29 protein-coding genes are annotated in these 23,773 nt (G+C 44.7%); 19 read left to right on the top strand and 10 right to left on the bottom strand.

Annotated features, from left to right (window positions below; genetic code table 11):
* The first annotated feature begins 71 nt into the window (after positions 1-71).
* From ureA to NYE56_RS18585, 5 genes are all read left to right on the top strand, one after another.
* On the top strand, positions 72-389 hold the full coding sequence (gene ureA / locus NYE56_RS18605) for an urease subunit gamma (RefSeq protein WP_003227724.1): 318 nt from the start codon (positions 72-74) through the stop codon (positions 387-389).
* On the top strand, positions 386-760 hold the full coding sequence (gene ureB / locus NYE56_RS18600) for an urease subunit beta (RefSeq protein ID WP_003227726.1): 375 nt from the start codon (positions 386-388) through the stop codon (positions 758-760). The genes ureA and ureB overlap by 4 nt, the downstream gene beginning before the upstream one ends.
* Positions 757-2,466, top strand: coding sequence for an urease subunit alpha (ureC, locus tag NYE56_RS18595; protein ID WP_003243090.1), 1,710 nt, complete (start codon positions 757-759; stop codon positions 2,464-2,466). Before ureB ends, ureC begins: the two co-directional genes overlap by 4 nt.
* A gap of 134 nt (positions 2,467-2,600) precedes the next feature.
* Positions 2,601-3,002, top strand: coding sequence for an Rrf2 family transcriptional regulator (locus NYE56_RS18590; protein ID WP_003227734.1), 402 nt, complete (start codon positions 2,601-2,603; stop codon positions 3,000-3,002).
* Positions 3,003-3,069: 67 nt separating this feature from the next.
* Positions 3,070-3,711 (top strand): NAD(P)-dependent oxidoreductase, encoded by a 642-nt coding sequence (locus NYE56_RS18585; RefSeq protein ID WP_341284236.1) that lies wholly within the window; start codon positions 3,070-3,072, stop codon positions 3,709-3,711.
* A gap of 34 nt (positions 3,712-3,745) precedes the next feature.
* On the opposite strand, the gene NYE56_RS18580 is transcribed toward NYE56_RS18585, so the two are convergent.
* Positions 3,746-4,129, bottom strand: a complete 384-nt coding sequence (locus NYE56_RS18580) for a DUF5362 family protein (protein WP_014478231.1) — start codon at positions 4,127-4,129, stop codon at positions 3,746-3,748.
* Positions 4,130-4,273: 144 nt separating this feature from the next.
* Between NYE56_RS18580 and mta the strand changes: the two genes are divergently transcribed.
* A complete protein-coding gene (gene mta / locus NYE56_RS18575) occupies positions 4,274-5,047 on the top strand; it encodes a transcriptional activator Mta (RefSeq protein ID WP_120027576.1) in 774 nt (257 codons plus the stop codon).
* A 23-nt stretch (positions 5,048-5,070) separates the two neighbouring features.
* Here mta and cls read toward each other — a convergent pair whose 3' ends face one another.
* The gene (cls, locus tag NYE56_RS18570) at positions 5,071-6,519 is read right to left on the bottom strand and encodes a cardiolipin synthase (protein WP_003243311.1); all 1,449 of its coding nucleotides are present in this window, start codon (positions 6,517-6,519) and stop codon (positions 5,071-5,073) included.
* A gap of 242 nt (positions 6,520-6,761) precedes the next feature.
* On the opposite strand from cls, the gene NYE56_RS18565 reads away from it, so the two are divergent.
* Positions 6,762-7,196, top strand: coding sequence for a YwnF family protein (locus NYE56_RS18565; protein WP_341284235.1), 435 nt, complete (start codon positions 6,762-6,764; stop codon positions 7,194-7,196).
* Here NYE56_RS18565 and NYE56_RS18560 read toward each other — a convergent pair.
* From NYE56_RS18560 to NYE56_RS18550, 3 genes are all read right to left on the bottom strand, one after another.
* Positions 7,193-7,324, bottom strand: a complete 132-nt coding sequence (locus tag NYE56_RS18560; RefSeq protein WP_069704036.1) for a hypothetical protein — start codon at positions 7,322-7,324, stop codon at positions 7,193-7,195. The genes NYE56_RS18565 and NYE56_RS18560 overlap by 4 nt on opposite strands.
* A 158-nt stretch (positions 7,325-7,482) precedes the next feature.
* Positions 7,483-8,001, bottom strand: coding sequence for a DUF5362 family protein (locus NYE56_RS18555; RefSeq protein WP_341284234.1), 519 nt, complete (start codon positions 7,999-8,001; stop codon positions 7,483-7,485).
* Positions 7,998-8,489, bottom strand: a complete 492-nt coding sequence (locus tag NYE56_RS18550; RefSeq protein ID WP_326209253.1) for a GNAT family N-acetyltransferase — start codon at positions 8,487-8,489, stop codon at positions 7,998-8,000. The genes NYE56_RS18555 and NYE56_RS18550 overlap by 4 nt, the downstream gene beginning before the upstream one ends.
* Positions 8,490-8,629: 140 nt before the next feature.
* On the opposite strand from NYE56_RS18550, the gene spoIIQ reads away from it, so the two are divergent.
* Positions 8,630-9,502 carry a stage II sporulation protein spoIIQ gene (spoIIQ, locus tag NYE56_RS18545; protein WP_341284233.1) on the top strand — a complete coding sequence of 291 codons (873 nt, stop codon included), beginning with the start codon at positions 8,630-8,632 and terminating at the stop codon, positions 9,500-9,502.
* Positions 9,503-9,612: 110 nt separating this feature from the next.
* Positions 9,613-10,035, top strand: a complete 423-nt coding sequence (locus NYE56_RS18540) for a VanZ family protein (RefSeq protein ID WP_268555932.1) — start codon at positions 9,613-9,615, stop codon at positions 10,033-10,035.
* Positions 10,036-10,075: 40 nt separating this feature from the next.
* Here NYE56_RS18540 and bcrC read toward each other — a convergent pair whose 3' ends face one another.
* The 3 genes from bcrC to amtB all read right to left on the bottom strand — a co-directional run bounded on the left by bcrC (position 10,076) and on the right by amtB (position 12,414).
* Complete coding sequence (gene bcrC / locus NYE56_RS18535) at positions 10,076-10,657, bottom strand: undecaprenyl-diphosphate phosphatase BcrC (RefSeq protein ID WP_015714854.1); 582 nt, start codon at positions 10,655-10,657, stop codon at positions 10,076-10,078.
* Between the two features lie 180 nt (positions 10,658-10,837).
* Entirely contained in the window at positions 10,838-11,188 is a 351-nt protein-coding gene (locus NYE56_RS18530) for a P-II family nitrogen regulator (RefSeq protein ID WP_003221829.1), read from the bottom strand.
* A gap of 11 nt (positions 11,189-11,199) precedes the next feature.
* The gene (gene amtB, locus NYE56_RS18525) at positions 11,200-12,414 is read right to left on the bottom strand and encodes an ammonium transporter AmtB (RefSeq protein ID WP_015251031.1); all 1,215 of its coding nucleotides are present in this window, start codon (positions 12,412-12,414) and stop codon (positions 11,200-11,202) included.
* Positions 12,415-12,695: 281 nt separating this feature from the next.
* On the opposite strand from amtB, the gene NYE56_RS18520 reads away from it, so the two are divergent.
* The 5 genes from NYE56_RS18520 to NYE56_RS18500 all read left to right on the top strand — a co-directional run bounded on the left by NYE56_RS18520 (position 12,696) and on the right by NYE56_RS18500 (position 18,432).
* Complete coding sequence (locus NYE56_RS18520; RefSeq protein WP_108029075.1) at positions 12,696-13,160, top strand: hypothetical protein; 465 nt, start codon at positions 12,696-12,698, stop codon at positions 13,158-13,160.
* 183 nt (positions 13,161-13,343) lie between these two features.
* The gene (locus tag NYE56_RS18515) at positions 13,344-13,913 is read left to right on the top strand and encodes an isochorismatase family protein (RefSeq protein ID WP_268555930.1); all 570 of its coding nucleotides are present in this window, start codon (positions 13,344-13,346) and stop codon (positions 13,911-13,913) included.
* The gene (locus NYE56_RS18510; RefSeq protein WP_268556099.1) at positions 13,913-15,271 is read left to right on the top strand and encodes an MFS transporter; all 1,359 of its coding nucleotides are present in this window, start codon (positions 13,913-13,915) and stop codon (positions 15,269-15,271) included. The genes NYE56_RS18515 and NYE56_RS18510 overlap by 1 nt, the downstream gene beginning before the upstream one ends.
* Before the next feature lie 178 nt (positions 15,272-15,449).
* Complete coding sequence (pucI, locus tag NYE56_RS18505; RefSeq protein ID WP_268555929.1) at positions 15,450-16,922, top strand: allantoin permease; 1,473 nt, start codon at positions 15,450-15,452, stop codon at positions 16,920-16,922.
* 103 nt (positions 16,923-17,025) lie between these two features.
* Positions 17,026-18,432 carry a right-handed parallel beta-helix repeat-containing protein gene (locus NYE56_RS18500; RefSeq protein WP_341284232.1) on the top strand — a complete coding sequence of 469 codons (1,407 nt, stop codon included), beginning with the start codon at positions 17,026-17,028 and terminating at the stop codon, positions 18,430-18,432.
* Between the two features lie 91 nt (positions 18,433-18,523).
* Here NYE56_RS18500 and NYE56_RS18495 read toward each other — a convergent pair whose 3' ends face one another.
* Positions 18,524-19,714, bottom strand: coding sequence for an MFS transporter (locus NYE56_RS18495; protein WP_003227769.1), 1,191 nt, complete (start codon positions 19,712-19,714; stop codon positions 18,524-18,526).
* 21 nt (positions 19,715-19,735) lie between these two features.
* Positions 19,736-20,149 carry a MarR family winged helix-turn-helix transcriptional regulator gene (locus NYE56_RS18490; RefSeq protein ID WP_003227771.1) on the bottom strand — a complete coding sequence of 138 codons (414 nt, stop codon included), beginning with the start codon at positions 20,147-20,149 and terminating at the stop codon, positions 19,736-19,738.
* 224 nt (positions 20,150-20,373) lie between these two features.
* Here NYE56_RS18490 and NYE56_RS18485 point away from each other — a divergent pair, with 224 nt between their 5' ends.
* The 5 genes from NYE56_RS18485 (at position 20,374) to flhP (ending at position 23,763) form a co-directional block, all read left to right on the top strand.
* On the top strand, positions 20,374-20,484 hold the full coding sequence (locus NYE56_RS18485; protein ID WP_010886628.1) for a protein usd: 111 nt from the start codon (positions 20,374-20,376) through the stop codon (positions 20,482-20,484).
* Between the two features lie 14 nt (positions 20,485-20,498).
* Complete coding sequence (gene spoIIID / locus NYE56_RS18480; RefSeq protein WP_003221804.1) at positions 20,499-20,780, top strand: sporulation transcriptional regulator SpoIIID; 282 nt, start codon at positions 20,499-20,501, stop codon at positions 20,778-20,780.
* Positions 20,781-20,945: 165 nt separating this feature from the next.
* Entirely contained in the window at positions 20,946-21,947 is a 1,002-nt protein-coding gene (gene mbl / locus NYE56_RS18475) for a cell shape-determining protein Mbl (protein ID WP_003227776.1), read from the top strand.
* Positions 21,948-22,108: 161 nt separating this feature from the next.
* Complete coding sequence (gene flhO, locus NYE56_RS18470; RefSeq protein ID WP_015251036.1) at positions 22,109-22,921, top strand: flagellar hook-basal body complex protein FlhO; 813 nt, start codon at positions 22,109-22,111, stop codon at positions 22,919-22,921.
* 32 nt (positions 22,922-22,953) lie between these two features.
* On the top strand, positions 22,954-23,763 hold the full coding sequence (gene flhP / locus NYE56_RS18465; protein WP_161986305.1) for a flagellar hook-basal body complex protein FlhP: 810 nt from the start codon (positions 22,954-22,956) through the stop codon (positions 23,761-23,763).
* Positions 23,764-23,773 lie beyond the last annotated feature (10 nt).

The raw sequence follows: 23,773 nt of genomic DNA, 5'->3' as shown, positions 1-23,773 counted from the left end.
TCCCGCCTGCATGCTCCACAAATTCGTAGTAACCGCATCCGCTTTATATGACAAAAGAAGGAGGATTACAGATGAAACTGACACCGGTTGAACAAGAAAAATTGCTCATTTTTGCAGCGGGGGAATTAGCCAAACAGCGAAAGGCGCGGGGCGTTCTGTTGAACTATCCTGAGGCTGCTGCTTATATCACCTGCTTTATTATGGAAGGCGCACGTGATGGGAAGGGAGTAGCAGAGCTGATGGAAGCCGGCCGCCATGTATTAACGGAAAAAGATGTGATGGAGGGTGTCCCTGAGATGCTTGACAGCATTCAGGTGGAGGCCACATTTCCGGATGGAGTAAAGCTTGTTACGGTACATCAGCCAATTTCTGCGGAGGTGAAGTCATGAAGCCGGGAGCATTTCAAATTGCTGAGGGAACCATTACGATTAATGAAGGGCGTGAGATACGGGAGGTAACGGTAAAAAACACCGGATCGCGCTCCATTCAAGTCGGTTCGCATTTTCATTTTGCGGAGGCCAACGGGGCTTTATTATTTGACCGTGAGCTGGCGATCGGCATGCGTCTTGATGTTCCATCAGGCACGTCGGTCCGTTTTGAGCCGGGAGAGCAGAAAACGGTCTCACTAGTGGAAATCAGAGGACGCAAGACAATTAGAGGGCTGAACGGAATGGCCGACACATTTATCGATGAACGCGGCAAAGAAAAAACGTTGGCCAACTTAAAACAAGCCGGCTGGATGGAGGGTGTAATCCGATGAAAATGTCACGGGAGGAATATGCGGAACTGTTTGGCCCGACAACGGGCGATAAAATCAGATTGGGCGACACGGATTTATGGATCGAAGTCGAAAAGGATTTCACAGTATATGGTGAAGAAATGATCTTTGGCGGCGGAAAAACAATCCGCGACGGCATGGGCCAAAACGGCAGAATCACAGGGAAGGACGGCGCTTTGGATTTGGTTATCACCAACGTCGTGCTATTGGATTACACAGGCATTGTCAAAGCGGATGTCGGTGTGAAAGACGGCCGGATTGTCGGTGTCGGAAAAAGCGGAAATCCTGATATCATGGATGGAGTCGATCCGCACATGGTCATCGGAGCGGGTACAGAGGTGATTTCCGGTGAAGGCAAAATTTTAACAGCCGGGGGAGTGGACACGCACATTCATTTTATTTGTCCTCAGCAGATGGAAGTTGCGCTTTCATCAGGTGTGACAACCCTTTTGGGAGGCGGAACTGGACCCGCGACAGGCAGCAAAGCGACAACTTGTACATCCGGCGCATGGTATATGGCGAGGATGCTGGAAGCGGCCGAGGAGTTTCCGATCAATGTCGGCTTCTTAGGGAAAGGGAATGCATCCGATAAAGCGCCGCTGATCGAGCAGGTGGAAGCAGGCGCCATCGGCCTTAAGCTTCATGAAGACTGGGGCACGACGCCAAGCGCCATTAAAACGTGTATGGAAGTCGTGGACGAGGCTGATATTCAAGTTGCCATCCATACCGATACGATTAACGAAGCGGGCTTTTTGGAAAACACGCTCGACGCAATCGGGGACCGGGTCATTCATACTTATCACATTGAAGGTGCAGGCGGCGGCCATGCCCCGGATATTATGAAGCTCGCCTCTTACGCGAACATTCTGCCGTCATCTACAACGCCAACCATTCCTTATACCGTTAATACGATGGATGAGCATCTTGACATGATGATGGTCTGCCACCATTTAGATGCGAAAGTGCCTGAAGATGTGGCGTTCAGCCATTCCAGAATCAGGGCGGCGACGATTGCCGCGGAGGATATTCTCCATGATATCGGTGCGATCAGCATGACATCATCGGATTCCCAAGCGATGGGGCGGGTCGGTGAAGTGATCATCCGAACATGGCAGGTAGCCGATAAAATGAAAAAACAGCGCGGCGCTCTTGCCGGCGAAAACGGAAATGACAATGTGCGCGCAAAACGGTACATTGCCAAATACACGATTAATCCGGCAATTACGCACGGGCTCAGCCATGAGGTCGGCTCGGTGGAAAAAGGGAAGCTTGCTGATCTCGTTCTGTGGGACCCGGTATTTTTCGGCGTAAAACCGGAACTGGTCTTAAAGGGCGGCATGATTGCACGTGCGCAAATGGGAGATCCGAACGCGTCCATCCCGACTCCTGAACCGGTTTTCATGCGCCAAATGTATGCGTCTTACGGAAAAGCCAACCGCTCAACCTCGATTACATTTATGTCTCAGGCAAGCATAGAGCGTGGTGTGGCGGAAAGCTTAGGGCTGGAAAAAAGGATTTCTCCAGTCAAAAATATCAGAAAGCTGAGCAAGCTGGATATGAAGCTGAATTCGGCTTTGCCGAAGATTGAGATTGATCCAAAAACCTATCAGGTCTTTGCTGACGGGGAGGAATTGTCTTGTCAGCCTGTCGATTATGTCCCACTTGGACAAAGATATTTCTTATTCTGATAAGACGCGGCCGGAGTGCATCCGGCCGTTCTATTGACTAAAAACGGTGCACAAAACCCGTGTATTTAGTGTATATTAGATGTTGACAAACGAATCAAATGTAACTATTATAGTTACAACGGTGGTGAAAAAACATGATTAACAGCCGTCTTGCTGTTGCCATTCATATTTTATCCCTCATCTCGATGGATGAAAAAACATCTTCAGAAATCATTGCAGACAGTGTCAACACGAATCCGGTAGTTGTGCGAAGAATGATCAGCCTGCTGAAAAAAGCTGATATTCTCACATCACGCGCCGGGGTGCCGGGTGCAAGCCTCAAAAAAGATCCTGCTGATATTTCTCTTTTAGAAGTGTACCGGGCTGTCCAAAAGCAAGAAGAACTCTTTGCGGTTCATGAAAACCCGAATCCGAAATGTCCGGTAGGGAAAAAAATTCAGAACGCTCTGGATGAAACGTTTGAAAGTGTGCAAAGAGCGATGGAAAATGAACTGGCAAGCAAGTCATTAAAAGATGTTATGAATCATCTCTTTTAATCAAAAGGGATGACTTCTCACCGCTAACATGTAACTAAAATTGTTACAAATAAGGAGGAAATGAAAAATGAAAATTGGTATTATCGGCGCAAGCGGGAAAGCGGGAAACGAGATTTTGAAAGAAGCGAAAACAAGAGGCCATGAAGTGACAGCCATCGTCAGAAACGCTTCAAAAGTGCAGGAGCAGGACGTAGCGGTTTTAGAGAAAGATGTGTTTGAACTGACTGCGGAAGACATCAAGTCTTTCGACGCGGTCGTAAACGCTTTTGGAGCAGCACCCGGCCAAGAACATCTTCATGTTGAAGCAGGAAGAGCACTCATCAGCATCTTAAAGGACGCGAAGCACACAAGATTGCTTGTTGTTGGCGGAGCGGGAAGCCTGTTTGTTGATGAAGCCAAAACAACCCGTTTAATGGATACGCCGGAATTTCCGAAAGAATATTTGCCAACTGCATCAAATCAAGGCGAGAACCTGAAAGATTTGCAGCAGACAGACTCCATTTCCTGGACGTTCCTCAGTCCTGCGGCATTTTTTGATCCAGCAGGAAAACGGACTGGCTCTTACCAAAAAGGAAAAGACAATGTCATCGTAAATGCAAAAGGCAACAGCTATATCAGCTATGCAGATTATGCGATTGCTGTACTGGATGAGCTTGAACATCCCGAACATAAAAATGAACGTTTCACAGTAGTAAGCGAAGCGGAATAATAAAAAACCCGGAGCCAGCTCCGGGTTTTTCTCATTAATAAGTGCTGTACGTATCGCTGAAAAGGCCATCAGCAATCCCAAGCATTAAAAAGATGAAGAAGGCGATAATCGCAAGAATGGATACAGCAATGCTTACGATCAAATAAATCCCTTGCATCTTTACGAATTTCGCGTAATTCTCCAGCATTAAGTCTTCAGACTGTCCGCTATTGTGTTCAGCCATTTGGCCTGCTTCCCTAGCTGACCTCATCAAAAAGATACCGGAAATAATTTGCAGTACGCCTGGCACGGCACCGATTAGAAAAATGAACGCGCCTGAAAGCGCGGTAATTGCGCCCATAATAATAAATAAAATGCCTGTAGCTTTTCCCCATTTCGAAATGCTGATGAGGGTTTTGTTCATTGTTTCAGGATTCATGTATACTGGCTCCCCTTTACAAAAAAATACTCACTTTTCTTTTATACACTATTTGTGAGAAGTTTTGTATATAGAAAATAACATTTTGGGGATTGACCCTAACGTTGCGTGATTGTTTACGATAAAAAAGAGGAGGTGTTATGTATGAAATATCAAGTTAAACAAGTGGCGGAGATATCAGGCGTTAGCATTCGGACGCTTCATCACTATGACAATATTGAGCTTCTGAATCCTTCAGCGCTTACTGATGCTGGGTATCGTTTGTACAGTGACGCAGACCTGGAAAGACTGCAACAGATTTTATTTTTCAAGGAAATCGGGTTTCGTTTGGATGAAATTAAAGAGATGCTGGATCATCCGAATTTTGACCGGAAAGCGGCACTTCAGTCGCAAAAGGAGATATTGATGAAGAAAAAACAAAGAATGGATGAGATGATTCAAACAATTGACAGGACGCTTTTGTCCGTTGATGGAGGGGAAACGATGAATAAGAGGGATTTATTTGCCGGATTAAGCATGAAAGACATTGAAGAGCACCAGCAGACATACGCTGATGAAGTCAGAAAGCTGTATGGAAAGGAAATCGCAGAAGAAACAGAGAAAAGGACATCTGCATACTCGGCAGATGATTGGAGCTCGATCATGGCTGAATTTGATTCGATTTACAGACGAATTGCGGCTCGAATGAAGCATGGGCCCGATGATGCAGAGATTCAGGCCGCTGTGGGGGCATTTCGCGATCATATTTGCCAATATCATTACGATTGCACACTCGACATTTTCAGAGGACTCGGGGAAGTGTATATCACTGACGAGCGATTTACCGATTCAATCAATCAATATGGAGAAGGTCTTGCCGCTTTTTTGCGGGATGCGATCATCATTTACTGTGACCATCAGGAAAACCCCCGGCCGTAAAGGCCGGGGGTTTTTGGCGCATCTTATAAGATCGGCGACAACAGCCGCGAGACGGATTCTTTTATTCGAATCCACAACGGGCGCTGCAGATACTCCTCATAGGTGAATTTTCTGGATACTAGCAAATCTTCTTTAAAAGTTGAAACCAGTTTTTTAGCAATGGTGATATCGTATATAAATGCATTAACCTCAAAATTCAGCCTGAAGCTTCGGACATCAATGTTGGCTGTGCCGACTGACGCGATTTCGTCATCCACCACGATGGTTTTCGCGTGAATAAAGCCGTTATCGTAAATATAGACAGTGGCTCCGGCTTTCAGCAGATCGCCGATATACGAAAGTGTCGCCCAGTATACAAAGGCGTGATCGGGCTTGTTCGGAATCATAATGTTAACGTCAATGCCCGAAAGGCAAGCGATCCTTAAAGCATCCAGCAGGCTTGCATCTGGGATAAAATAAGGTGTTTGTATCAAAATGGAACGCTTGGCGTTTGAAATCATTTTGATGTAGCCATTTTTAATTTGTTCCCATTCCGAATCAGGGCCGCTTGTGACAATCTGCATCCCGACGTTGCCTTTTGGGCCGTAATCAGGAAAGTGATTTGGAATATATGTCAGCGTATGGTGATGAGAAGCTTGGTTCCAGTCAAGGATGAACCGTGTTTGGATGGCGTGCACGGCCGTTCCTTGCAGCCGGATATGCGTATCCCGCCAATAACCGAATTTTGGATTAAGCCCTAGATACTCATCTCCGACGTTAAAGCCTCCGACATAACCGGTCATACCGTCTATGATCACAAGCTTTCGATGGTTCCGGTAATTCAGCCGCAGGTTAATCGGCCTGAGCTTTGACGGGAAAAAGACCTCCACATGCCCGCCAGCCTCGCGAAGCTCTTTAAAAAACTTTTTTCTCAGCGTTCTGGACCCGAGTTCATCATAAAGCACTCTGACCTGAACACCTTCTTTCGCCTTTTGGATGAGAGCGTCCCGCAATTTTTTGCCTAATTCATCGCCTTTATAAATATAATACTGTAAATGGATATGATCCTTAGCCTTTGAAATGTCACTCAGCAGCCGCTGAAATTTATCCCGTCCATCTGTAATGACGTCAACTGAATTATCCTCTGTAAACACAGCATGGTTATTCATAATCAGCATATAAATTAAATCTTTGTTATCAAAGGTTGCCCGGTTGTTAAACTGGAATTGCTTGGTTTCTAAATCTTCAAGCTGATGCTTCAGCAGCCTTTCAATTCCAATCTTTTTCCGGTCTTCCCATTGAAACAAATGCTTGCGTCTGAGATTATGGCCGAATAATAAGTATAAAATAAAGCCTAAAACGGGAATAAAGAAAAGAACAAGCAGCCACGCCCAAGATGCACTGGCATCGCGCCGTTCTTTGAAGATGACAATGATGGCCAAAAGAATATTTAAAATGAAAAAAAGTGATAAAAGGATGGAAGAAATACTCACTTTGTAACCCCGCTCATTCATATTTATCAAGAAGATTGCCATTAGTATTCCATGAATAACAGTGATCTGATTCCCATTACAAATTATAACACTCACATTTTAAAAGAATAAAGAGCGGCGATCCAGATTCTTCGTGAAAAATACGGGCAGATTTCTTTAAAACCAGCTTGCACCTGCGTTAAAATAAACACATATGATAACGTTCGTGAAGCTTGAAACATCAAATAAAGGGGGAGGATTATATGAACTTTTACAGAGTCGAACAAATGCCGGGGTTCGTCAAAACAGAAATGCAAAAAATTCAAAAGGCCGTACAGCCTTTCATGAAAAAAACCGTCATTTACCGTTTTCTTGCTATTCCGCTTGCTGCATTCTCTCTCTTTAATTTAGCTGCTTTTCTATTTCATGCTTCAGCTGACAGGGAGTCCCTGATCAGCGCAGGCATATTCGCCCTTTTGGCGGCGCTCGGGCTCGCATTTTTTAAAGAGGCAGGCTATCAGCATAAACAAATCCAAAAAACAGTTCACATCTATATGCTGAACAGGATCAAAAAAAGCGAAATCCTTTCAGAAGAGCGGAAAAGCTCTTACGCACGACAAATAAAGGAAGAGCCTTTTGCGATGCGGAGTTTTGTTGAATTTTTGACTGAGGAAGACAGACGCAAAAAAATGTATTAAAGAAGAGCTGCACCCGGATTGTTGAGATTTTCCAGACGATCCGGGTGTGTTTTTTTGCATGCAGACACCCGAAATAAAAAGTGCGGTTTCGGATTGATTCGGACTTCATCCGTTTTTTTGATATTCATTTCTGGGTAACAGCGTTGCTTTGTTGATTTCCTTTACTAGAGATGTCTATTGTATGCTTGCTTCAGGATTTGGTGTTTACGCCGGCCTGCTTTGAATAGTCAAATAAAATAGGCATGGTTCCGTTTATATGGAACTCATGCCCTGTCCTGTCTCATCATTATTCAAACACCGGATCATCCTCATAATAATAGGAATCCGGATCATCATACGAAGGCGTGTTCTCAAAAGCAGCAATGCCGATTACCACCAGCACGAAAATGGCCAAAATGATGCCAATCAGGCCCATGGCGATACTGGATGCTGCGTAAAACAGCTGCATTTTAATAAACGTTCCATAGTTCTCAAGCATGCTTTCACCCGCGGCGCCGGTAAGAGTTCCGTCGGCTTCCGCGGCTGCTTTTGCTGAGCGCATCAAAAATACGCCTGAAATAATGAGCAGTACGCCCGGGATGGCGCCAATCACTGTCATCAAGGCGGTCAGAGTGACCAGCGATCCCATAATGATTAACAAGATGCCAGAAATTTTGCCCCACTTGGCAATGTCGGATAGCGACTTGACAGCAGAGGCGCTCAGCTGGCGGGTCTCCTGTTCAACAGGTGCAGTCTCCTGTTCAACAAGGCTATTTTCTTCATTATGATTTTCAATTTCGTTTTCATCTTTATCCAGACTAATCATGAAAGCTCTCTCCCTAAAATTTTTAAATCGTATCTTTTCCCGTCCATTTCGGCGATGCCGGGGAATAATCCCCATTCTGCAAACCCGTGCTTTTCAAACAGCTTCAGGCTTGGTTTATTATGCCCGAAAATGAAGGCCATAAGTGAGCGGATGCCAAGATCCGGCGCAATGCGGAGCGCTTCTTGAAGCAAATATGATCCAACACCTTTACCGCGGCATGCTTCGTCAATGTATATGCTGACCTCCGCCGTTTTATTATAGGCTGGCCTTCCATAAAATGTTTCAAAGCTGATCCAGGCAGCGACGTTTCCGTTTTCGTCCTCGGCAACATAGAGCGGGCGTGACTCTGTATGTCCCAAAAACCATTCCATCCGATCTTCAGGAGTTACCGGTTCGGTATCGGCTGTTACCATTCGAGAAGCAATCGTTGAATTATAAATCGCCACAACAGCCTCCAGATCTTTATTTTCAGCAAGACGCAATGTCATGTTCATATGTTTTTGGCACTCCTCTCAAAAAAATACATATTTTCGTTCAGTCTGTGCAAACTACATCTAAAAAAGTTTTTTTGGATAGGTTGTATATATTTTCAGAAAAGTGTTCAGAATGTTGCTGAGGTGATGAAACAATGAGAGAGGAAGAAAAGAAAACTTCTCAAGTCAAAAAACTTCAGCAGTTTTTTCGTAAACGCTGGGTGTTCCCTGCAATTTACTTAGTCAGTGCGGCCGTCATTTTAACAGCTGTCCTTTGGTATCAATCAGTATCAAATGATGAGGTAAAGGATCAGTTGGCTGATAACGGCGGAAACTCCGCATATGACAACAACGACGATGCAGTTGAAGTAGGAAAGTCAATGGAAAATGTCGCAATGCCGGTTGTTGATTCTGAAAACGTTTCTGTTGTGAAAAAGTTCTATGAAACCGATGCCGCAAAAGAAGAGAAAGAAGCAGCACTCGTTACCTATAATAACACGTACAGCCTAAGCAAAGGAATTGACTTAGCTGAGAAAGACGGAAAAGATTTCGATGTTTCTGCTTCTCTGAGCGGTACGGTTGTTAAAGCTGAAAAAGATCCAGTGCTGGGATATGTTGTGGAAGTAGAACATGCAGACGGTTTATCGACTGTGTATCAATCTCTTTCCGAAGTAAGTGTGGAGCAAGGTGACAAAGTAAAACAAAATCAAGTGATCGGAAAATCTGGCAAGAACCTTTACAGTGAAGACAGCGGAAACCACGTGCACTTTGAAATCCGTAAAGACGGGGTCGCATTGAATCCGTTAAACTTTATGGACAAACCAGTTTCTTCTATTGAAAAAGCAGCAGCTGCTGAAGAAAAAGCTGCCACCCAAGAAACAGAAGAATCCATTCAGCAATCTTCCGAGAAAAAGGACGGATCAACTGAAAAAGGAACAGAAGAAAAATCCGGTGAGAAAAAGGATGATTCAACTGACAAATCTGGTTCCAAAGAAAGCAGCACAACAGAAGACACTGAACAGTCTTAATGAAGAAAACGTCTATCCTTGTGATGGGCGTTTTTTTCTGTTACTTTTTGCTTTGTTTTACCGTCTATGTAGTTACATGTAAACACGTACGTTATAAAGGAGGTTATGTCATGAACCGCCTATTGCTCGCAGGCTGGATCTTTTTTATCCTGCTTTCTGTCTGTACGGAAAGCTTCAGCGGCATGGTCGTATCGCAAACGGTGGCTTTTCATTTTCAGCCGCACCCTCATCTGTCTCAATTTTTAGTTATGGATTTTACTGAGCTTACTGTACCTGAAGCGTTTATTCAAAAAATCGGACATGCGTTTTCCTTCTTTGTGCTGACATATTTGCTGTGGAAACAGCGGGGCAGCATAAGATCAGCTGCAGCCGGCTCGTTCGCATTTGCTTTTTTCACAGAAGTTCTTCAGCTCTTCTTCAGCAGGAATGGTTGTATCCGGGATGTGCTCATCGATGCTGTTGGAATTGGGTTGTTTTATGGTTTATATGTGTTGGCGAAGCGAAGAAAACAAGAGATGTATGAGAAATATTAAAGCCGGCTGTCTTGATTTCAGACGCCGGCTTTTGTCTTTCTTAGAAATTTTGATCGGTTGGTTTTTTCGTCAGTTTATTGATGATGGCTTCATAGATCCTCACGATCAAATCGACGAACGGGCGAAGCAGATCTGAAAATCTAAAGAAAAGGAACCCGATAATGATGGCGACAACGAGGCTGCCCAATACATCTACCGGATAGTGATGTCCCACCCAAATTCTCGAAAAGCCTGTCAAAAGCCCAAAAATGACAAGCGGCCAGCCGATTTTGCGGTTTCTGAAAAGCATCGCAATAGAAATCGCTAATGCACCTGTCGTGTGGTCACTTGGAAATGAAGCATCCGCAGCATGCGGAATCAGTGTATGCACTGTATGCGCAACGAACGGGCGCGGTTCGAAATAAACAAGCGTAATCAAATAGTTGATCACAAGGCCTGCAATTCCTGTGATGCCTGCGTATAGCACATGTTTTCTGCTTTGTGTGTTCCCAAACAGCCAGATTGCCAATAGGATAAGGGCATAGGCGACAATGGCATATTCCGTGATGAAGACCATAATGGAATCGAGAACTGAATTGTGATGAGATAGTCCATGGATTGCTTTAAAAATTTCGTAGTTCAAATAATCACCTTTTACATTTTTATATTTAGTAGACTAATCTTACTCATGAAAAGTTTCAAATAAAAATAGAGATTGTCTGAAATAACGGCGCTTGAAGAGAATTCGAAGAGGAATCGCGGTTTCTGGGGGGATTCTGTGCACAAAAAAAGAGATCCGGAGTGTCCGAATCTCGTACCGATATTAAAGTGCTTCAGGTCCTTCTTCGCCTGTGCGGATGTTGATCGTATTGCTGATTTCATAGACAAATATTTTACCGTCACCCGGTGATCCCGTTTTCAGCACCCTTTTAGCGGTCTCTGTCACTTGATCAACAGGAACCTTGCTGACCACGATTTCTATTTTTAAACGCTCGTATACATTGCTTTCTATTTTTACCCCTCGATAGAGCTCCGTATGTGCTTTTTGAAGGCCGCAGCCGTGTACATTGGAGAAAGTCAGAGAGGTCACTCCGATTTTTCCGAGTTCCTGCTTCAGCTTTTCAAAATTTGCCGGACGCGTTACAATTTCTACCTTGAACATTTGACCGCTCATAGCGTCACTCCTCACATAGAATCTTGATATGCTTTTTCCCCGTGCATCGTTAAGTCAAGCCCAAGTGACTCTTCTTCTTCAGTTGCGCGAAGGGGAAGGAAGAGGCTTACAAATTTAATAATAACGAAAGTGACAATAAATACAAAAACATAAGTGGCGGCGATGGCGACGATTTGTTTCCAGATTAAGCTTGCATCACCGTAAAATAACCCATCTGCGCCCGCTGAGTTAACAGAGGTTGTTGCGAATAATCCTGTTGCGATTCCGCCCCATGTGCCGCCGATCCCGTGCAGGCCAAAGGCGTCAAGCGCGTCGTCGTATCCGAATTTCTTTTTAAGCGAGAATACTCCCCAGAAACAAACAGCTCCGCCGATGATGCCGATAATAATAGAAGCGAACGGTGTGACAAATCCGGCAGCCGGCGTAATGGCGACAAGCCCGGCGATTGCGCCAGATACCGCTCCGAGCATTGTCGGTTTTTTGTTAATGATCCATTCTACTAAGATCCAGCCGGCGATCCCGGCTGCAGCCGCGGTGTTTGTGTTGATGAAGGCGTACATGGCTACACCATCTAAAGTCAAAGCGCTGCCGACGTTAAAGCCGAACCAGCCGAACCAAATCAAAGCTCCTCCTAAGAAGGTGTAAATGAGGTTATGCGGAGAAGACGCTGTACCGTCTTTCCGTTTGCCGAGCACAATGGCAAGAACAAGTCCTGCCACACCGGAGGAAATATGAACAACATTGCCGCCAGCAAAATCGAGCGCCCCAAGCTGGCCGATCCAGCCGCCGCCCCATACCCAGTGCGCTACGGGTGTGTAAACCAAAGAGGCCCATAAAACCGAGAATAAAAGAAAAGCGCCGAATCGCATCCGCTCTGCGAAGGCCCCGGAAATAATCGCTGTAGTCAGAACGGCGAACGTCATTTGGAACATCATAAATAACGAGTGGGGGATGGTATCGCTGTAATCTCCCGGATCAAATCCGACCCCTTTGAGGCCGGCCCACTCCAGTCCGCCGATGATTGAATTGCCTGGTGCGAAGGCAAGTGTATATCCGAACAGCACCCAAACGATGGAAACGATGGCAATGGAAGAGAAACTGTGCATGGCAGTGCTCAGCACATTTTTGCTCTTTACCATTCCTCCATAAAATAACGCTAATCCCGGGGTCATCAGCCACACGAGTAAAGCGCAAAAGAACATAAAAACTGTATCGCCCATTTGCATGTCTCATTCCTCCGTATCTTTCAGAATAAAAAGCAATTATTATATTTCTTCATTATAGAGAAAAAAGAATGATAAAACATTTTCATGTAAGATTTCCTGACATGGTTTTTAAGGAATGTTATCGAGGGACGGAAAGAAAGGAGAACGGCATTTTTTACGATATAAGACTTTATATCTATAAAAGAAGCTATTCATATGAGCAGAAAAGGGAATTGACATTAATTAGAATACTCTATACTGTATTAAGTGTACTATATCAAATAATACACTGAGGGGGATGTATGATGAATAAAGGCGGCAGGCTGAGGAGAGCGTTACGCAAGTCGATTCCCGCGACGTTCCGATTGTTTTTAGCCTTTAATTTTTTCGTGTACGGTCTGGCGAAAGTGGTGATTGGCCAGTTTGGCGAGGTGACGCCTGAAATCGAGGCGGCTGCCGGGAAGGGGTTTACGATCGCGTGGACATTTTTCGGTTATTCTCATGTCTATGAACTATTTATAGGTTTTGGTGAAATCCTGGCAGCTGTTTTATTACTGATTCCGCGAACGGCTGCATTAGGGGCGGTTATTTTTATGCCCATTATTGTGAACATCGTCTTGATTAACTATTGTTTTGATATTGGCGTGCAGGATCTTAGCACGATATTAATGGTTATGTGTCTTATCCTGCTTTGGATGGACCGCCGCAAATTCATGGGCATTTTCAGGCAGGAACCGATAGACAGCAGGCAGGTGATGAAGCGATGACGCCCCTTATGATTACTGTGCTTGCCGGTTTGTTCGTATGCACAACCTGTTACTACTACATAAAAGAAAAATCATGAGAAAACGCTCCTTCTGAGAATTTCACAAGCATCATAAAAGAACTTAGGCAGTGTGAAGAGTAAAATATGCAATGTGAGAAACACTAACAGTATCAGGAGGAGACGTATGATGAATACACTCAACATTGATTTTCAAAAAACAGCACTGGTTATCATTGATTTACAAAAGGGAATTGTACCGATTGATCAAAGCGGCCAGGTTGTCCCGAACGCGAAAAAGCTCGTAGATAAATTTCGGAAACATAACGGGTTCATCAGCTTTGTAAATGTAGCCTTTCATGATGGAGCGGACGCCCTGAAGCCGCAAACGGATGAGCCTGCGCAGGGAGGTTCAGGGGAAATGCCGGCGGACTGGGCCGAATTTGTTCCGGAAATCGGTGTGCAGGATGGCGATTATACTGTGACAAAACGGCAATGGGGTGCTTTTTTTGGCACTGATTTAGACTTGCAGCTGAGACGTCGCGGCATTGATACGATTGTATTGTGCGGCATCGCAACGAATATCGGGGTGGAAGGCACAGCACGGGAGGCATTTCAGCTTGGCTATCAGCAGATTTTTATTACAGATGCCATGTCCACATTTAGCGATGAAGAGCATGAAGCCACACTGCGCTTTATTTTCCCTAGAATCGGTAAATCGCGGACAACGGAAGAGTTTCTGGAACAAGTGAAATGATGTTATCGAAAAAAAGCCGGGCTGTTTTTTTAACAGCGGTGGCTTCGGGAACAATGCTGAATCCTCTGAACTCGTCTATGATCTCTCTTGCGCTCCATAGCATCCAGCATGAGTTTCACCTCTCGTTTACAACGGTTTCCTGGCTGATTTCCTCGTTTTACTTGGCGAGTGCCGTGGCTCAGCCCGTAACGGGAAAGCTCGGTGATTTGATTGGGCGGAAACGCTTGTTTTTATTCGGGCTTATTCTTGTTGCGGTTTCTGCCATCGGGGCGCCGTTTGCGCCGACGTTTATGACATTATTGGTCATGCGGCTGTTTCAATCGGTGGGGAGCAGTGCGATTTATCCGTCAGGTGTCGGCTTGATTCGGAATCATATTCAGGAGCGCCAAGCTTCAGCCTTGGCTGTACTCTCTATTTTTGCGTCCGCCATGACGGCGCTGGGGCCGACAGTCGGCGGGTTTTTGATTGTATGGGGAGGCTGGCCGGCGATCTTTATCGTTAATTTGCCGTTTATTATCCTCAGCTTCTTATTGGGCCTGTATATGTTCCCGAAAGATCAGAAAAAAGGAGCAGGAATCAAAACCATTATTCAGCAGCTCGACATTCTTGGAATTGTTTTATTTGCCGGGGGAATCATTTTCCTTCTATCCTTTTTGCTGTCGTTCAGCACGTCGCCGCATGCGGTTGAAGGTGTGCTTGGCTTGCTTCTGCTCTGTGCGTTTGTCTGGCGCGAGCTGAAAACGGATAAGCCGTTTATTGATGTCCGTCTGTTTAAAACACAACGTAACCTGTCAGCCGTGTATGTTCAGTTTATTTTATTGAATGTTTTCTTCTATTGTTTATTTTTTGGTCTGCCAAGTTACTTTCAGGATGAAATGCATCTTTCTGTTCAAACGAGCGGCCTGTTTATGCTGTTTATGTCTGGAATGAGCATCGTTGTGTCACCTCTAACCGGCAAATGGATCGACCGATCTGGTGTCGTCAAGCCGATCTTTGCGGGAGCGCTTTTGATGACGGCTGGAGCCGTGCTCTTAACCATCTTTTTTATCAATGTCCAGACCATCGGTAAAGGGCTCATTCTGTCGCTCTTGGGTATAGGCTACGGACTGGGCAATGTCGCGCTTCAGGCAGCGATGCTGAAAACGAGTCCTTCCAACATGGTAGGAACGACTTCAGGCCTGTTTCAAACCTGCCGTTATCTAGGATCAATTTTGTCTTCGGTGATCCTTGGCATTCTTTTTGGTAAAGAAATCACGGCAGCCCATTTTGATATGATGGGAATCATTATGATCATAGCGGGCGGAGCAAGCCTTTTAATGGCTGTGAGATTTGCTGCATTAATGAAAACTGCATCTTAAGAAAGAGACGGGCTCTGAGGTCTGTCTCTTTTTCTTGTTTAAGCTGTTCAAATACAAACGGGAAAATTGTATATCATAGCCAGTGTTATTGTCTGACTCTTCAGTTATATTAAGTGACATCTAATGTCAAAAAACATAACGTGATGACATATAGACAATATGGAAAGGGGAGCCGGCTATGAAAGTAAAAGAGAGTCAGCAGCAATCCAACAGGCTGAGCAATGAAGATCTGGTGCCTTTGGGACAGGAAAAACGGACGTGGAAAGCAATGAACTTTGCCTCCATTTGGATGGGATGTATACATAACATACCGACCTACGCGACGGTGGGGGGATTAATTGCGATCGGCCTTTCGCCTTGGCAGGTGCTGGCGATCATTATTACGGCATCACTTATCCTATTTGGCGCTCTTGCCTTAAACGGCCATGCGGGGACAAAATACGGGCTGCCGTTTCCCGTGATCATTCGGGCTTCTTACGGGATATACGGCGCGAATATCCCCGCGCTTCTAAGGGCGTTTACAGCTATCATGTGGCTTGGCATCCAGACCTTTGCGGGTAGCACGGCATTGAACATTTTGCTTTTGAATATGTGGCCGGGCTGGGGAGAAATTGGCGGCGAGTGGAACATTCTCGGCATTCACTTATCTGGTTTGCTTTCCTTTGTATTCTTTTGGGCCATTCATTTACTCGTATTGCATCACGGCATGGAGTCGATTAAACGTTTTGAGGTGTGGGCAGGGCCTTTAGTGTATCTGGTATTTGGCGGCATGGTATGGTGGGCCGTTGATATTGCCGGAGGATTGGGCCCGATATACTCTCAACCAGGAAAGTTTCATACGTTTTCAGAAACATTCTGGCCGTTTGCTGCCGGAGTTACTGGCATCATCGGCATCTGGGCGACATTGATCTTAAATATACCTGATTTTACACGGTTTGCTGAAACACAAAAAGAGCAAATCAAAGGGCAATTTTACGGTTTGCCGGGAACGTTTGCGCTGTTCGCATTCGCAAGTATTACGGTGACCTCCGGCTCGCAGGTCGCGTTCGGAGAGCCGATTTGGGATGTTGTCGATATTTTGGCGCGGTTTGATAACCCTTATGTCATCGTCTTGTCCGTGATCACGCTCTGCATCGCCACGATCTCTGTAAATGTCGCGGCGAACATCGTATCGCCCGCTTATGATATAGCGAATGCCCTGCCGAAATATATCAATTTCAAACGTGGCAGTTATATCACAGCGTTGCTCGCTTTATTTACGGTTCCGTGGAAGCTGATGGAGAGCGCGACAAGCGTGTATGCGTTTCTTGGCTTAATAGGCGGCATGCTTGGACCGGTGGCAGGCGTGATGATGGCCGACTATTTTATCATTCGCAAACGTGAGCTCTCGGTAGATGACCTGTATTCCGAAACAGGAAGGTATGTGTATTGGAAGGGCTACAATTACCGTGCGTTTGCAGCCACAATGTTAGGGGCGCTGATTTCGCTGATTGGCATGTATGTTCCTGCATTGAAAAGCTTATACGATATTTCTTGGTTTGTAGGTGTGCTAATCTCCTTTCTTTTCTACATTGTTCTGATGCGTGTTCACCCGCCTGTATCATTGGCAATTGAAACGGTTGAACATGCGCAGGTCAGCCAGGCTGAATAAGATCTATTTAGACGGTATATTTTCATATTTTTGAATGGTTTTCCATAAATAGAACATTTATAATGGTTTTAGAATCTATTCTAAAACGAAATGGGAATCGAAAATGAGAAAATGGTATTTTGTTCTTTTGGCGGGTGTTTTAACGTCTGTCATCCTCGCTTTCGTTTATGATAAGACAAAAGCGAATGAGGAAGGATCTGGGGATTATCTGTATGTTTCGCCAAATGGCAGTGATCAAAATGAAGGAACAAAAGAAAAGCCGTTTCGTACATTGGCACACGCATCTGAGAAGGCTGCTGCCGGCACAACTGTCATGATTCGGGAGGGCACGTATCATGAGACCCTTGAAGTAAAGCACAGCGGTACGGACGGAAAGCCTATCACATTCCGAAACTATGAAAATGAAAACGTCGTGATTAGCGGTGAATCCGTTGCGGACGCTGAATATGAAACACCGCTTATTCGTATTCACGATAAACATGACATTGCCATCAGCGGTTTAACAATTCAAGATCTTTCTGTTTCATCTGAGGAAGCAACTGCTATAGGGATTTATGTATCAGGGTCCAGCAGTCATATCGCCATTAAGGATAATCACATCCGGGGTATTAAGACAACTGCGGATGAAGGAAATGCTCACGGAATCGCAGTTTATGGGACTGGCAGCATGAAAGACATCCAAATCGAGGACAATACAGTTGAGAATCTGACGCTTGGAGCGAGTGAAGCAGTTGTGCTGAACGGTAATATCGACGGCTTCACTGTTGCAGGCAATGTGGTCCGCAACAATAATAACATCGGGATTGATCTAATTGGTTATGAGGGAACCGCGGATAAAAACGATTACGTGCGAAACGGAGTCGTAGAAAACAATACAGTTTATCAAAACTCGACTTACGGCAATCCTGCTTATGGAGATGAATACTCAGCGGGCGGGATTTATGTCGATGGAGGACACGATATCGACATTAAGAACAACACAGTTTACGATAACGATATTGGGATTGAAGCAACGTCTGAACACAAAGGAAAGTATGCAAATGCCATTCAGATCACAGACAACAAAGTGTACAACAATGCGTACACCGGTATTTCAATCGGAGGATATGACAAAAAGCGGGGCGGCACCAGCAATTCTCTGATTGCCCGCAATATTATGTACCGGAATGACACAAAGGGACTGTACGGCGGACAGCTGCTGCTGCAGTACGATACGAAAAACAACACAATTGAAAAGAATATATTGACGGCCGGTGATTCCAGATTATTTATCGGAAACGATTTTACAGAAAATGAAGGAAATACGGTCAAACATAACGTGTACCATAAGGAAGCGGATCAAGACGGCATATGGATGTGGAAAAAGAAAGAATATGATTCATTTTCTTCGTATCGAAAAGCAACAAAAAACGATCAGCAATCCATTTATGCCGATCCGATGTTTCGTGATGAAGCGTCCTATGATTTTTCGTTAGATCCTGATTCTCCTGCGCGGCCTGTCATTGAATAATTGCTATAAGCGGCGTTCTCTCGTTCAACCGAGAGGGACGCCGTTTTTTATATGCAAAAAAGACTGCCGGGATTTCCCGGCAGCCTGAAATTTATTCTGCAATAGACACTTTTCCTTCAGCCTCTGCAGGTTTTTTCTGGCTCCACGTATAGAGAAGCAGAGCAATTAAAACGAACAGCCCCGCTGTTAAATAAATGGCAGAGAAGCCGGCAGATGCTACAAACAATCCGAATACATACGATCCTACAGCAATTCCGCTGTCAAAGAAGGTAAAGAACGTTGCCGTTGCAAAACCGGAGCGGTGAGCCGGAGATTTCTGAATCGCCAATGTTTGCATGCAAGGAACGATTGATCCGTAGCCAAGACCGATAACCGCCCCTGAAAGCAGAAGCATTAAGCCGCTATGTGTGAAGGACAGCATGCAGAGTCCAACAGAGAAAATCAGGATTGATGGGTAAATGACAATGCCCGGTCCGACTTTGTCGAACAATTTCCCTGTGAACGGGCGCGCAATCATCATTGTCACCGCAAAGCAAACAAAGAAATATCCGCTGATATCCGAAAGGTCAACTGATTTGGCGAATACAGACAGATATGATGTGACTGTTGAATAACAGAAAGAAATAAACAAACCGACCGTCGCAATTTTGAGTGCGCCCTTTTCAAACATATCCGAGAACGCAAAACGGAATACAGTCGTGCCGCTGTCCTTACTTTGCGGCACTTTTATCAAGAACGAAACAAGTAAGCCCGCAACCATAAACAGCGCAAAGGCTGTAAAGAATACAGGAAAGCTTACCACTCTCATCAAATTCAGGCCAAGGAAAGGCCCGATCGCCATAGCGAGGTTCATAGACATGGCAAAGTATCCAAGCCCTTCACCGCGCCGTTTGGCTGGAATAATATCAGCGGCAATTGCACCTGTAACAGTCGTTAAAATGCTGAACCAAATCCCTTGGAAGAACCGCAATCCGAGCAGCAGGGAAAAGTTATGAATCGGCATATACAGAAAAGATGATAGGGCGAAGAGCGCCATTGATACAATCGCCATTCTTTTCTTCCCGAAACGCTCAACGATGGCTCCGGAGAAAGGCCGTGTAATGATCGCAGACAGAAGGAACAGGCTGATTAAAAGCCCGCCTTGTGATTCTGTGCCGCCAAGCTCTTGCAGTGTATAGATCGGCAATACAGTTAAAAATGTATAAAAGAACACAAACACAAATAAATTGACAAGCAGGACCATAATGAAATCCTTGGTCCATATCGCATCCGCTTTTTTCAAATGTATGTCACTTCCTTATTTTCATTGTTGTAAAAACATGCGGAATAAATGAGAAAAAGCTTCTTTGTCTTCATCCCGGAAATCAGCAAGCAGCTCTTCCTCGAATTTCAGCATTTTCACATTGATTTCTTCGTATTTTTTCTCGGCTTCTTTTGTGAGGACAACAAGTTTTTCCCGTTTGTCTTCACCTTGCCGTCTCTGAACCCAGCCGTTCTCCTCCAGGCGTTTGATCGTCCGAGTCACAGTCGGCGCTTCCACATTTAAATAGGACCAAATCTCTTTTTGAGTCATTGGTCCGATCGTACGCAAACAATATAAAACTGACCATTGAGATGAATAAAGGCCGAATGGCTCCAGCTGTTCATTGGCTTTCTTGGCAATCAGGCGGGCGCTTTGGTTGATTTGATGAATGAGGTGTCTGTTGACGTAGGACATGTCGGTCTCCTTCTAAAAAACTTACCTAAGTAACTAATTGCTTATTTCATTTTACAGGAGCGATCAATAGTTGTAAAGATGAAAATTTAGTGACGCGAAATAGTTTGATGAATCTGAAAAAGTTCGTTTCACCCCTTGTCCTTATTGAGTTTTTAGCATATTCCCAAAAGAATGCTAATACACTGTTACAAACCTAACAAAGAGAGTGTTTGAGGTGAGGGATCGTGGGCATATTTCACAAACTTACTTTTAAAACCATACAACGAAGAAGCGGCATAATGAACGACTCTTTACAGAATACGGATCTCATTTCACACTTCTCACATCCATTTTAGGGAGGTCGAGTGGTGTGCACGATTACATCAAAGAGCGAACAATCAAGATAGGGAAGTACATCGTGGAGACAAAGAAAACCGTTCGTGTCATTGCGAAGGAATTTGGTGTTTCCAAAAGTACAGTACACAAGGATTTAACAGAGCGTCTGCCTGAAATTAACCCCGACTTGGCAAACGAAGTGAAAGAAATACTCGATTATCATAAATCCATCAGGCATTTAAGAGGAGGAGAAGCGACAAAGCTCAAATATAAAAAAGATGAAATTCTCGAAGGAGAGCCTGTTCAGCAATCGTAATCACCTGGCATTGCCTTCTTGAAATCGTTCATAAAACATCCGCAAAAATTTGTAAAGAACTTATTGTGCTTCCAACTTTTTTTCTATATTTTATGATAATATATATAATTAGGGCACAATGTGGATATTTACTGTGAAACAGATTTTCAAGGAGGATATAAATAGATGTTTGCAAGGGATATTGGTATTGACCTCGGTACTGCAAATGTACTGATCCATGTTAAAGGTAAAGGAATTGTTCTGAATGAACCTTCCGTTGTTGCACTTGATAAAAACAGCGGCAAAGTGCTGGCGGTTGGCGAAGAGGCAAGACGAATGGTTGGACGTACACCTGGGAATATTGTTGCGATTCGCCCGCTGAAAGACGGAGTTATTGCTGACTTTGAAGTAACAGAAGCAATGCTGAAACATTTTATTAACAAGCTGAATGTAAAAGGCCTGTTCTCAAAGCCGCGCATGCTCATTTGCTGCCCGACGAATATTACATCCGTTGAGCAAAAAGCAATTAAAGAAGCTGCAGAAAAAAGCGGCGGGAAACATGTGTACCTTGAAGAAGAACCTAAAGTTGCCGCTATCGGCGCGGGTATGGAAATATTCCAGCCAAGCGGTAACATGGTTGTAGACATCGGAGGCGGGACGACGGATATCGCGGTTATTTCAATGGGCGATATTGTCACCTCCTCTTCTATTAAAATGGCTGGGGACAAGTTTGACATGGAAATCTTAAATTATATCAAACGCGAGTACAAGCTGCTGATCGGCGAACGTACTGCGGAGGATATTAAGATTAAAGTCGCAACTGTTTTCCCAGACGCACGTCACGAGGAAATTTCCATTCGCGGACGGGACATGGTTTCCGGTCTTCCAAGAACAATTACAGTAAACAGTAAAGAAGTTGAAGAAGCCCTTCGTGAATCTGTCGCTGTTATTGTTCAGGCTGCGAAACAAGTGCTCGAAAGAACACCGCCTGAACTTTCTGCTGATATTATTGACCGCGGCGTTATTATTACCGGCGGAGGCGCGCTCTTAAACGGCCTTGACCAGCTGCTTGCCGAAGAGCTGAAGGTACCGGTCCTCGTTGCTGAAAATCCTATGGATTGCGTAGCCATCGGCACAGGTGTCATGCTTGATAATATGGACAAGCTTCCTAAACGCAAACTAAGCTGATTTCACAAACCTCATTCTGAAAAAGAATGAGGTTTTTTTATGAAAAGCCTTCACGAAAAGATGTTAAATGACGATAATAGGATAAAATACTGAGTTTTTATTATAGAACGAATGTTCCTATATGACAACTGGAAAAAATGCCATTTTTAGAGGTGGGAAATTTGTTAAAAGGATTATATACAGCAACATCCGCAATGATTGCCCAGCAGCGAAGAACGGAAATGCTTTCAAATAATATTGCTAACGCAAATACATCAGGATATAAAGCTGATCAAGGCTCTATGCGCGCGTTCCCTGAGATGCTGCTCAGCAGAATAGAATCAAAATCTCCGGCCGGGACATCAAGGACGGAAATCGGTTCCGTGAATACCGGAGTATATATGCAGGAGCTCAAGCCTCTCTTTACACAGGGAAGCCTGAAGTCCACAGACCAGCCTACAGACATTGCATTGATCGAAAATCAAGTTCCGATGAATGCGGAAACCAATGAAAAAGCTGCTCTTTTTTATCCGGTTCAAACAGCGGATGGAATCCGTTATTCAAAAAGCAGCACATTTTCACTAAATGAGAACAATCAGCTGACGATCAACGGACGCCCTATTTTATCGACGGATCGCCAGCCAATCACTGTTGATAATGAGAATTTCACTGTGTCTGAAAACGGTACTGTGACAACGAACGGACGCACAGCCGGCCAGATTGATGTCAGAATGGCGGAAGATGTCCGAAATCTTAAACGGGATGGAAACGATTTGTACAGCACGGCGGACGGGAATGATCTGCCAAGCGCTGCCGGAAACAATCAGGTATCCTATTCATTAAAACAAGGCGTCTCAGAGCTTTCAAACGTGGATGTGACAAGCGCCTATACAGAAATGACTGAAGCGTACAGATCGTTTGAGGCTAATCAGAAGGTTATTCAGGCTTACGATAAAAGTATGGATAAAGCAGCAAATGAAATCGGAAAAATTTAAGATAACGGAAGAAAAAACGGGGGACATCAACTATGCTCAGGTCAATGCTAACGGCATCAACAACCTTAAACCAGCTGCAGCAGCAGATTGACACAATCAGCAGCAACCTTTCAAACAGCAACACAACCGGCTATAAGGCAAAAGATACGAATTTTTCTGAGCTTGTCAGACAGCAATTCGATCAGGTTGATGAAAAAAACGAGGAAGTGGCAAAAGCCCGAAAAACGCCGCCCGGCTTGCGCCTTGGCGTCGGAGCGATGATGAATTCACGCCTTGTCTCTGATCAAGGAAGCATTCAGAAGACGGATCGCGATCTGGATATCGCATTTACGTCTCCATACCAGTATCTTCAGGTAAATGTAAATGGAAACCGCCAGTATACGAGGGACGGGGCGCTGTATGTAACGCCGTCCGCTACGAATGCCAACCAGCTGCAGCTCGTCACTGGAAATGGGTATCCCGTACTTGATGAGAACGGCAATACAGTGAACATCGACAGCTCAATGAAGAATATCACCATCAATAAGAACGGCACCTTAACCGCATCTGACGGAAACGCGGTTCAGCGGTTTAATCTTGGCGTTGTCCAAGTGAATAACCCTCAAGAGCTGAAATCCGAAGGGAATAACCTTTTCTCTATTGATAATGCGGCAGCTTTTGAAGAGCTGAACGGCGCTAATAGACAAAACATCGGCATGCAGCAGGGCTCACTTGAGATGTCCAATGTCGATATTTCAGAACAAATGACAGATTTGATCACGTCCCAGCGTTCATATCAGCTGAACAGCAGAACGATCACAATGGGAGATCAAATGCTCGGTTTAATCAATTCAGTCAGATAATAAGAAAATG

Origin of the sequence: Bacillus sp. FSL R5-0603, assembly GCF_038050295.1 — a bacterium.
Classification (GTDB): domain Bacteria; phylum Bacillota; class Bacilli; order Bacillales; family Bacillaceae; genus Bacillus; species Bacillus subtilis.
The sequence above is the reverse complement of the archived record's forward strand: the minus strand, read 5'-3'. Positions and strand labels throughout refer to the sequence as shown.

Excerpts from the sequence above, each read along its gene's own strand:
- ureB (WP_003227726.1), top strand. The coding sequence starts at position 386 with ATGAAGCCGGGAGCATTTCAAATTGCTGAGGGAACCATTACGATTAAT.
- mta (WP_120027576.1), top strand. The coding sequence starts at position 4,274 with ATGAAATATCAAGTTAAACAAGTGGCGGAGATATCAGGCGTTAGCATT.
- ureA (WP_003227724.1), top strand. The coding sequence starts at position 72 with ATGAAACTGACACCGGTTGAACAAGAAAAATTGCTCATTTTTGCAGCG.
- NYE56_RS18530 (WP_003221829.1), bottom strand. The coding sequence starts at position 11,188 with ATGAGCGGTCAAATGTTCAAGGTAGAAATTGTAACGCGTCCGGCAAAT.
- ureC (WP_003243090.1), top strand. The coding sequence starts at position 757 with ATGAAAATGTCACGGGAGGAATATGCGGAACTGTTTGGCCCGACAACG.
- pucI (WP_268555929.1), top strand. The coding sequence starts at position 15,450 with ATGAAAGTAAAAGAGAGTCAGCAGCAATCCAACAGGCTGAGCAATGAA.
- NYE56_RS18555 (WP_341284234.1), bottom strand. The coding sequence starts at position 8,001 with ATGATTAGTCTGGATAAAGATGAAAACGAAATTGAAAATCATAATGAA.
- NYE56_RS18585 (WP_341284236.1), top strand. The coding sequence starts at position 3,070 with ATGAAAATTGGTATTATCGGCGCAAGCGGGAAAGCGGGAAACGAGATT.
- spoIIQ (WP_341284233.1), top strand. The coding sequence starts at position 8,630 with ATGAGAGAGGAAGAAAAGAAAACTTCTCAAGTCAAAAAACTTCAGCAG.
- NYE56_RS18590 (WP_003227734.1), top strand. The coding sequence starts at position 2,601 with ATGATTAACAGCCGTCTTGCTGTTGCCATTCATATTTTATCCCTCATC.
- NYE56_RS18540 (WP_268555932.1), top strand. The coding sequence starts at position 9,613 with ATGAACCGCCTATTGCTCGCAGGCTGGATCTTTTTTATCCTGCTTTCT.
- NYE56_RS18490 (WP_003227771.1), bottom strand. The coding sequence starts at position 20,149 with ATGTCCTACGTCAACAGACACCTCATTCATCAAATCAACCAAAGCGCC.
- mbl (WP_003227776.1), top strand. The coding sequence starts at position 20,946 with ATGTTTGCAAGGGATATTGGTATTGACCTCGGTACTGCAAATGTACTG.
- NYE56_RS18560 (WP_069704036.1), bottom strand. The coding sequence starts at position 7,324 with ATGAATATCAAAAAAACGGATGAAGTCCGAATCAATCCGAAACCGCAC.
- NYE56_RS18520 (WP_108029075.1), top strand. The coding sequence starts at position 12,696 with ATGATGAATAAAGGCGGCAGGCTGAGGAGAGCGTTACGCAAGTCGATT.
- NYE56_RS18580 (WP_014478231.1), bottom strand. The coding sequence starts at position 4,129 with ATGAATCCTGAAACAATGAACAAAACCCTCATCAGCATTTCGAAATGG.
- NYE56_RS18550 (WP_326209253.1), bottom strand. The coding sequence starts at position 8,489 with ATGACATTGCGTCTTGCTGAAAATAAAGATCTGGAGGCTGTTGTGGCG.
- flhP (WP_161986305.1), top strand. The coding sequence starts at position 22,954 with ATGCTCAGGTCAATGCTAACGGCATCAACAACCTTAAACCAGCTGCAG.
- NYE56_RS18510 (WP_268556099.1), top strand. The coding sequence starts at position 13,913 with ATGTTATCGAAAAAAAGCCGGGCTGTTTTTTTAACAGCGGTGGCTTCG.
- NYE56_RS18515 (WP_268555930.1), top strand. The coding sequence starts at position 13,344 with ATGATGAATACACTCAACATTGATTTTCAAAAAACAGCACTGGTTATC.
- NYE56_RS18500 (WP_341284232.1), top strand. The coding sequence starts at position 17,026 with ATGAGAAAATGGTATTTTGTTCTTTTGGCGGGTGTTTTAACGTCTGTC.
- NYE56_RS18565 (WP_341284235.1), top strand. The coding sequence starts at position 6,762 with ATGAACTTTTACAGAGTCGAACAAATGCCGGGGTTCGTCAAAACAGAA.
- amtB (WP_015251031.1), bottom strand. The coding sequence starts at position 12,414 with ATGCAAATGGGCGATACAGTTTTTATGTTCTTTTGCGCTTTACTCGTG.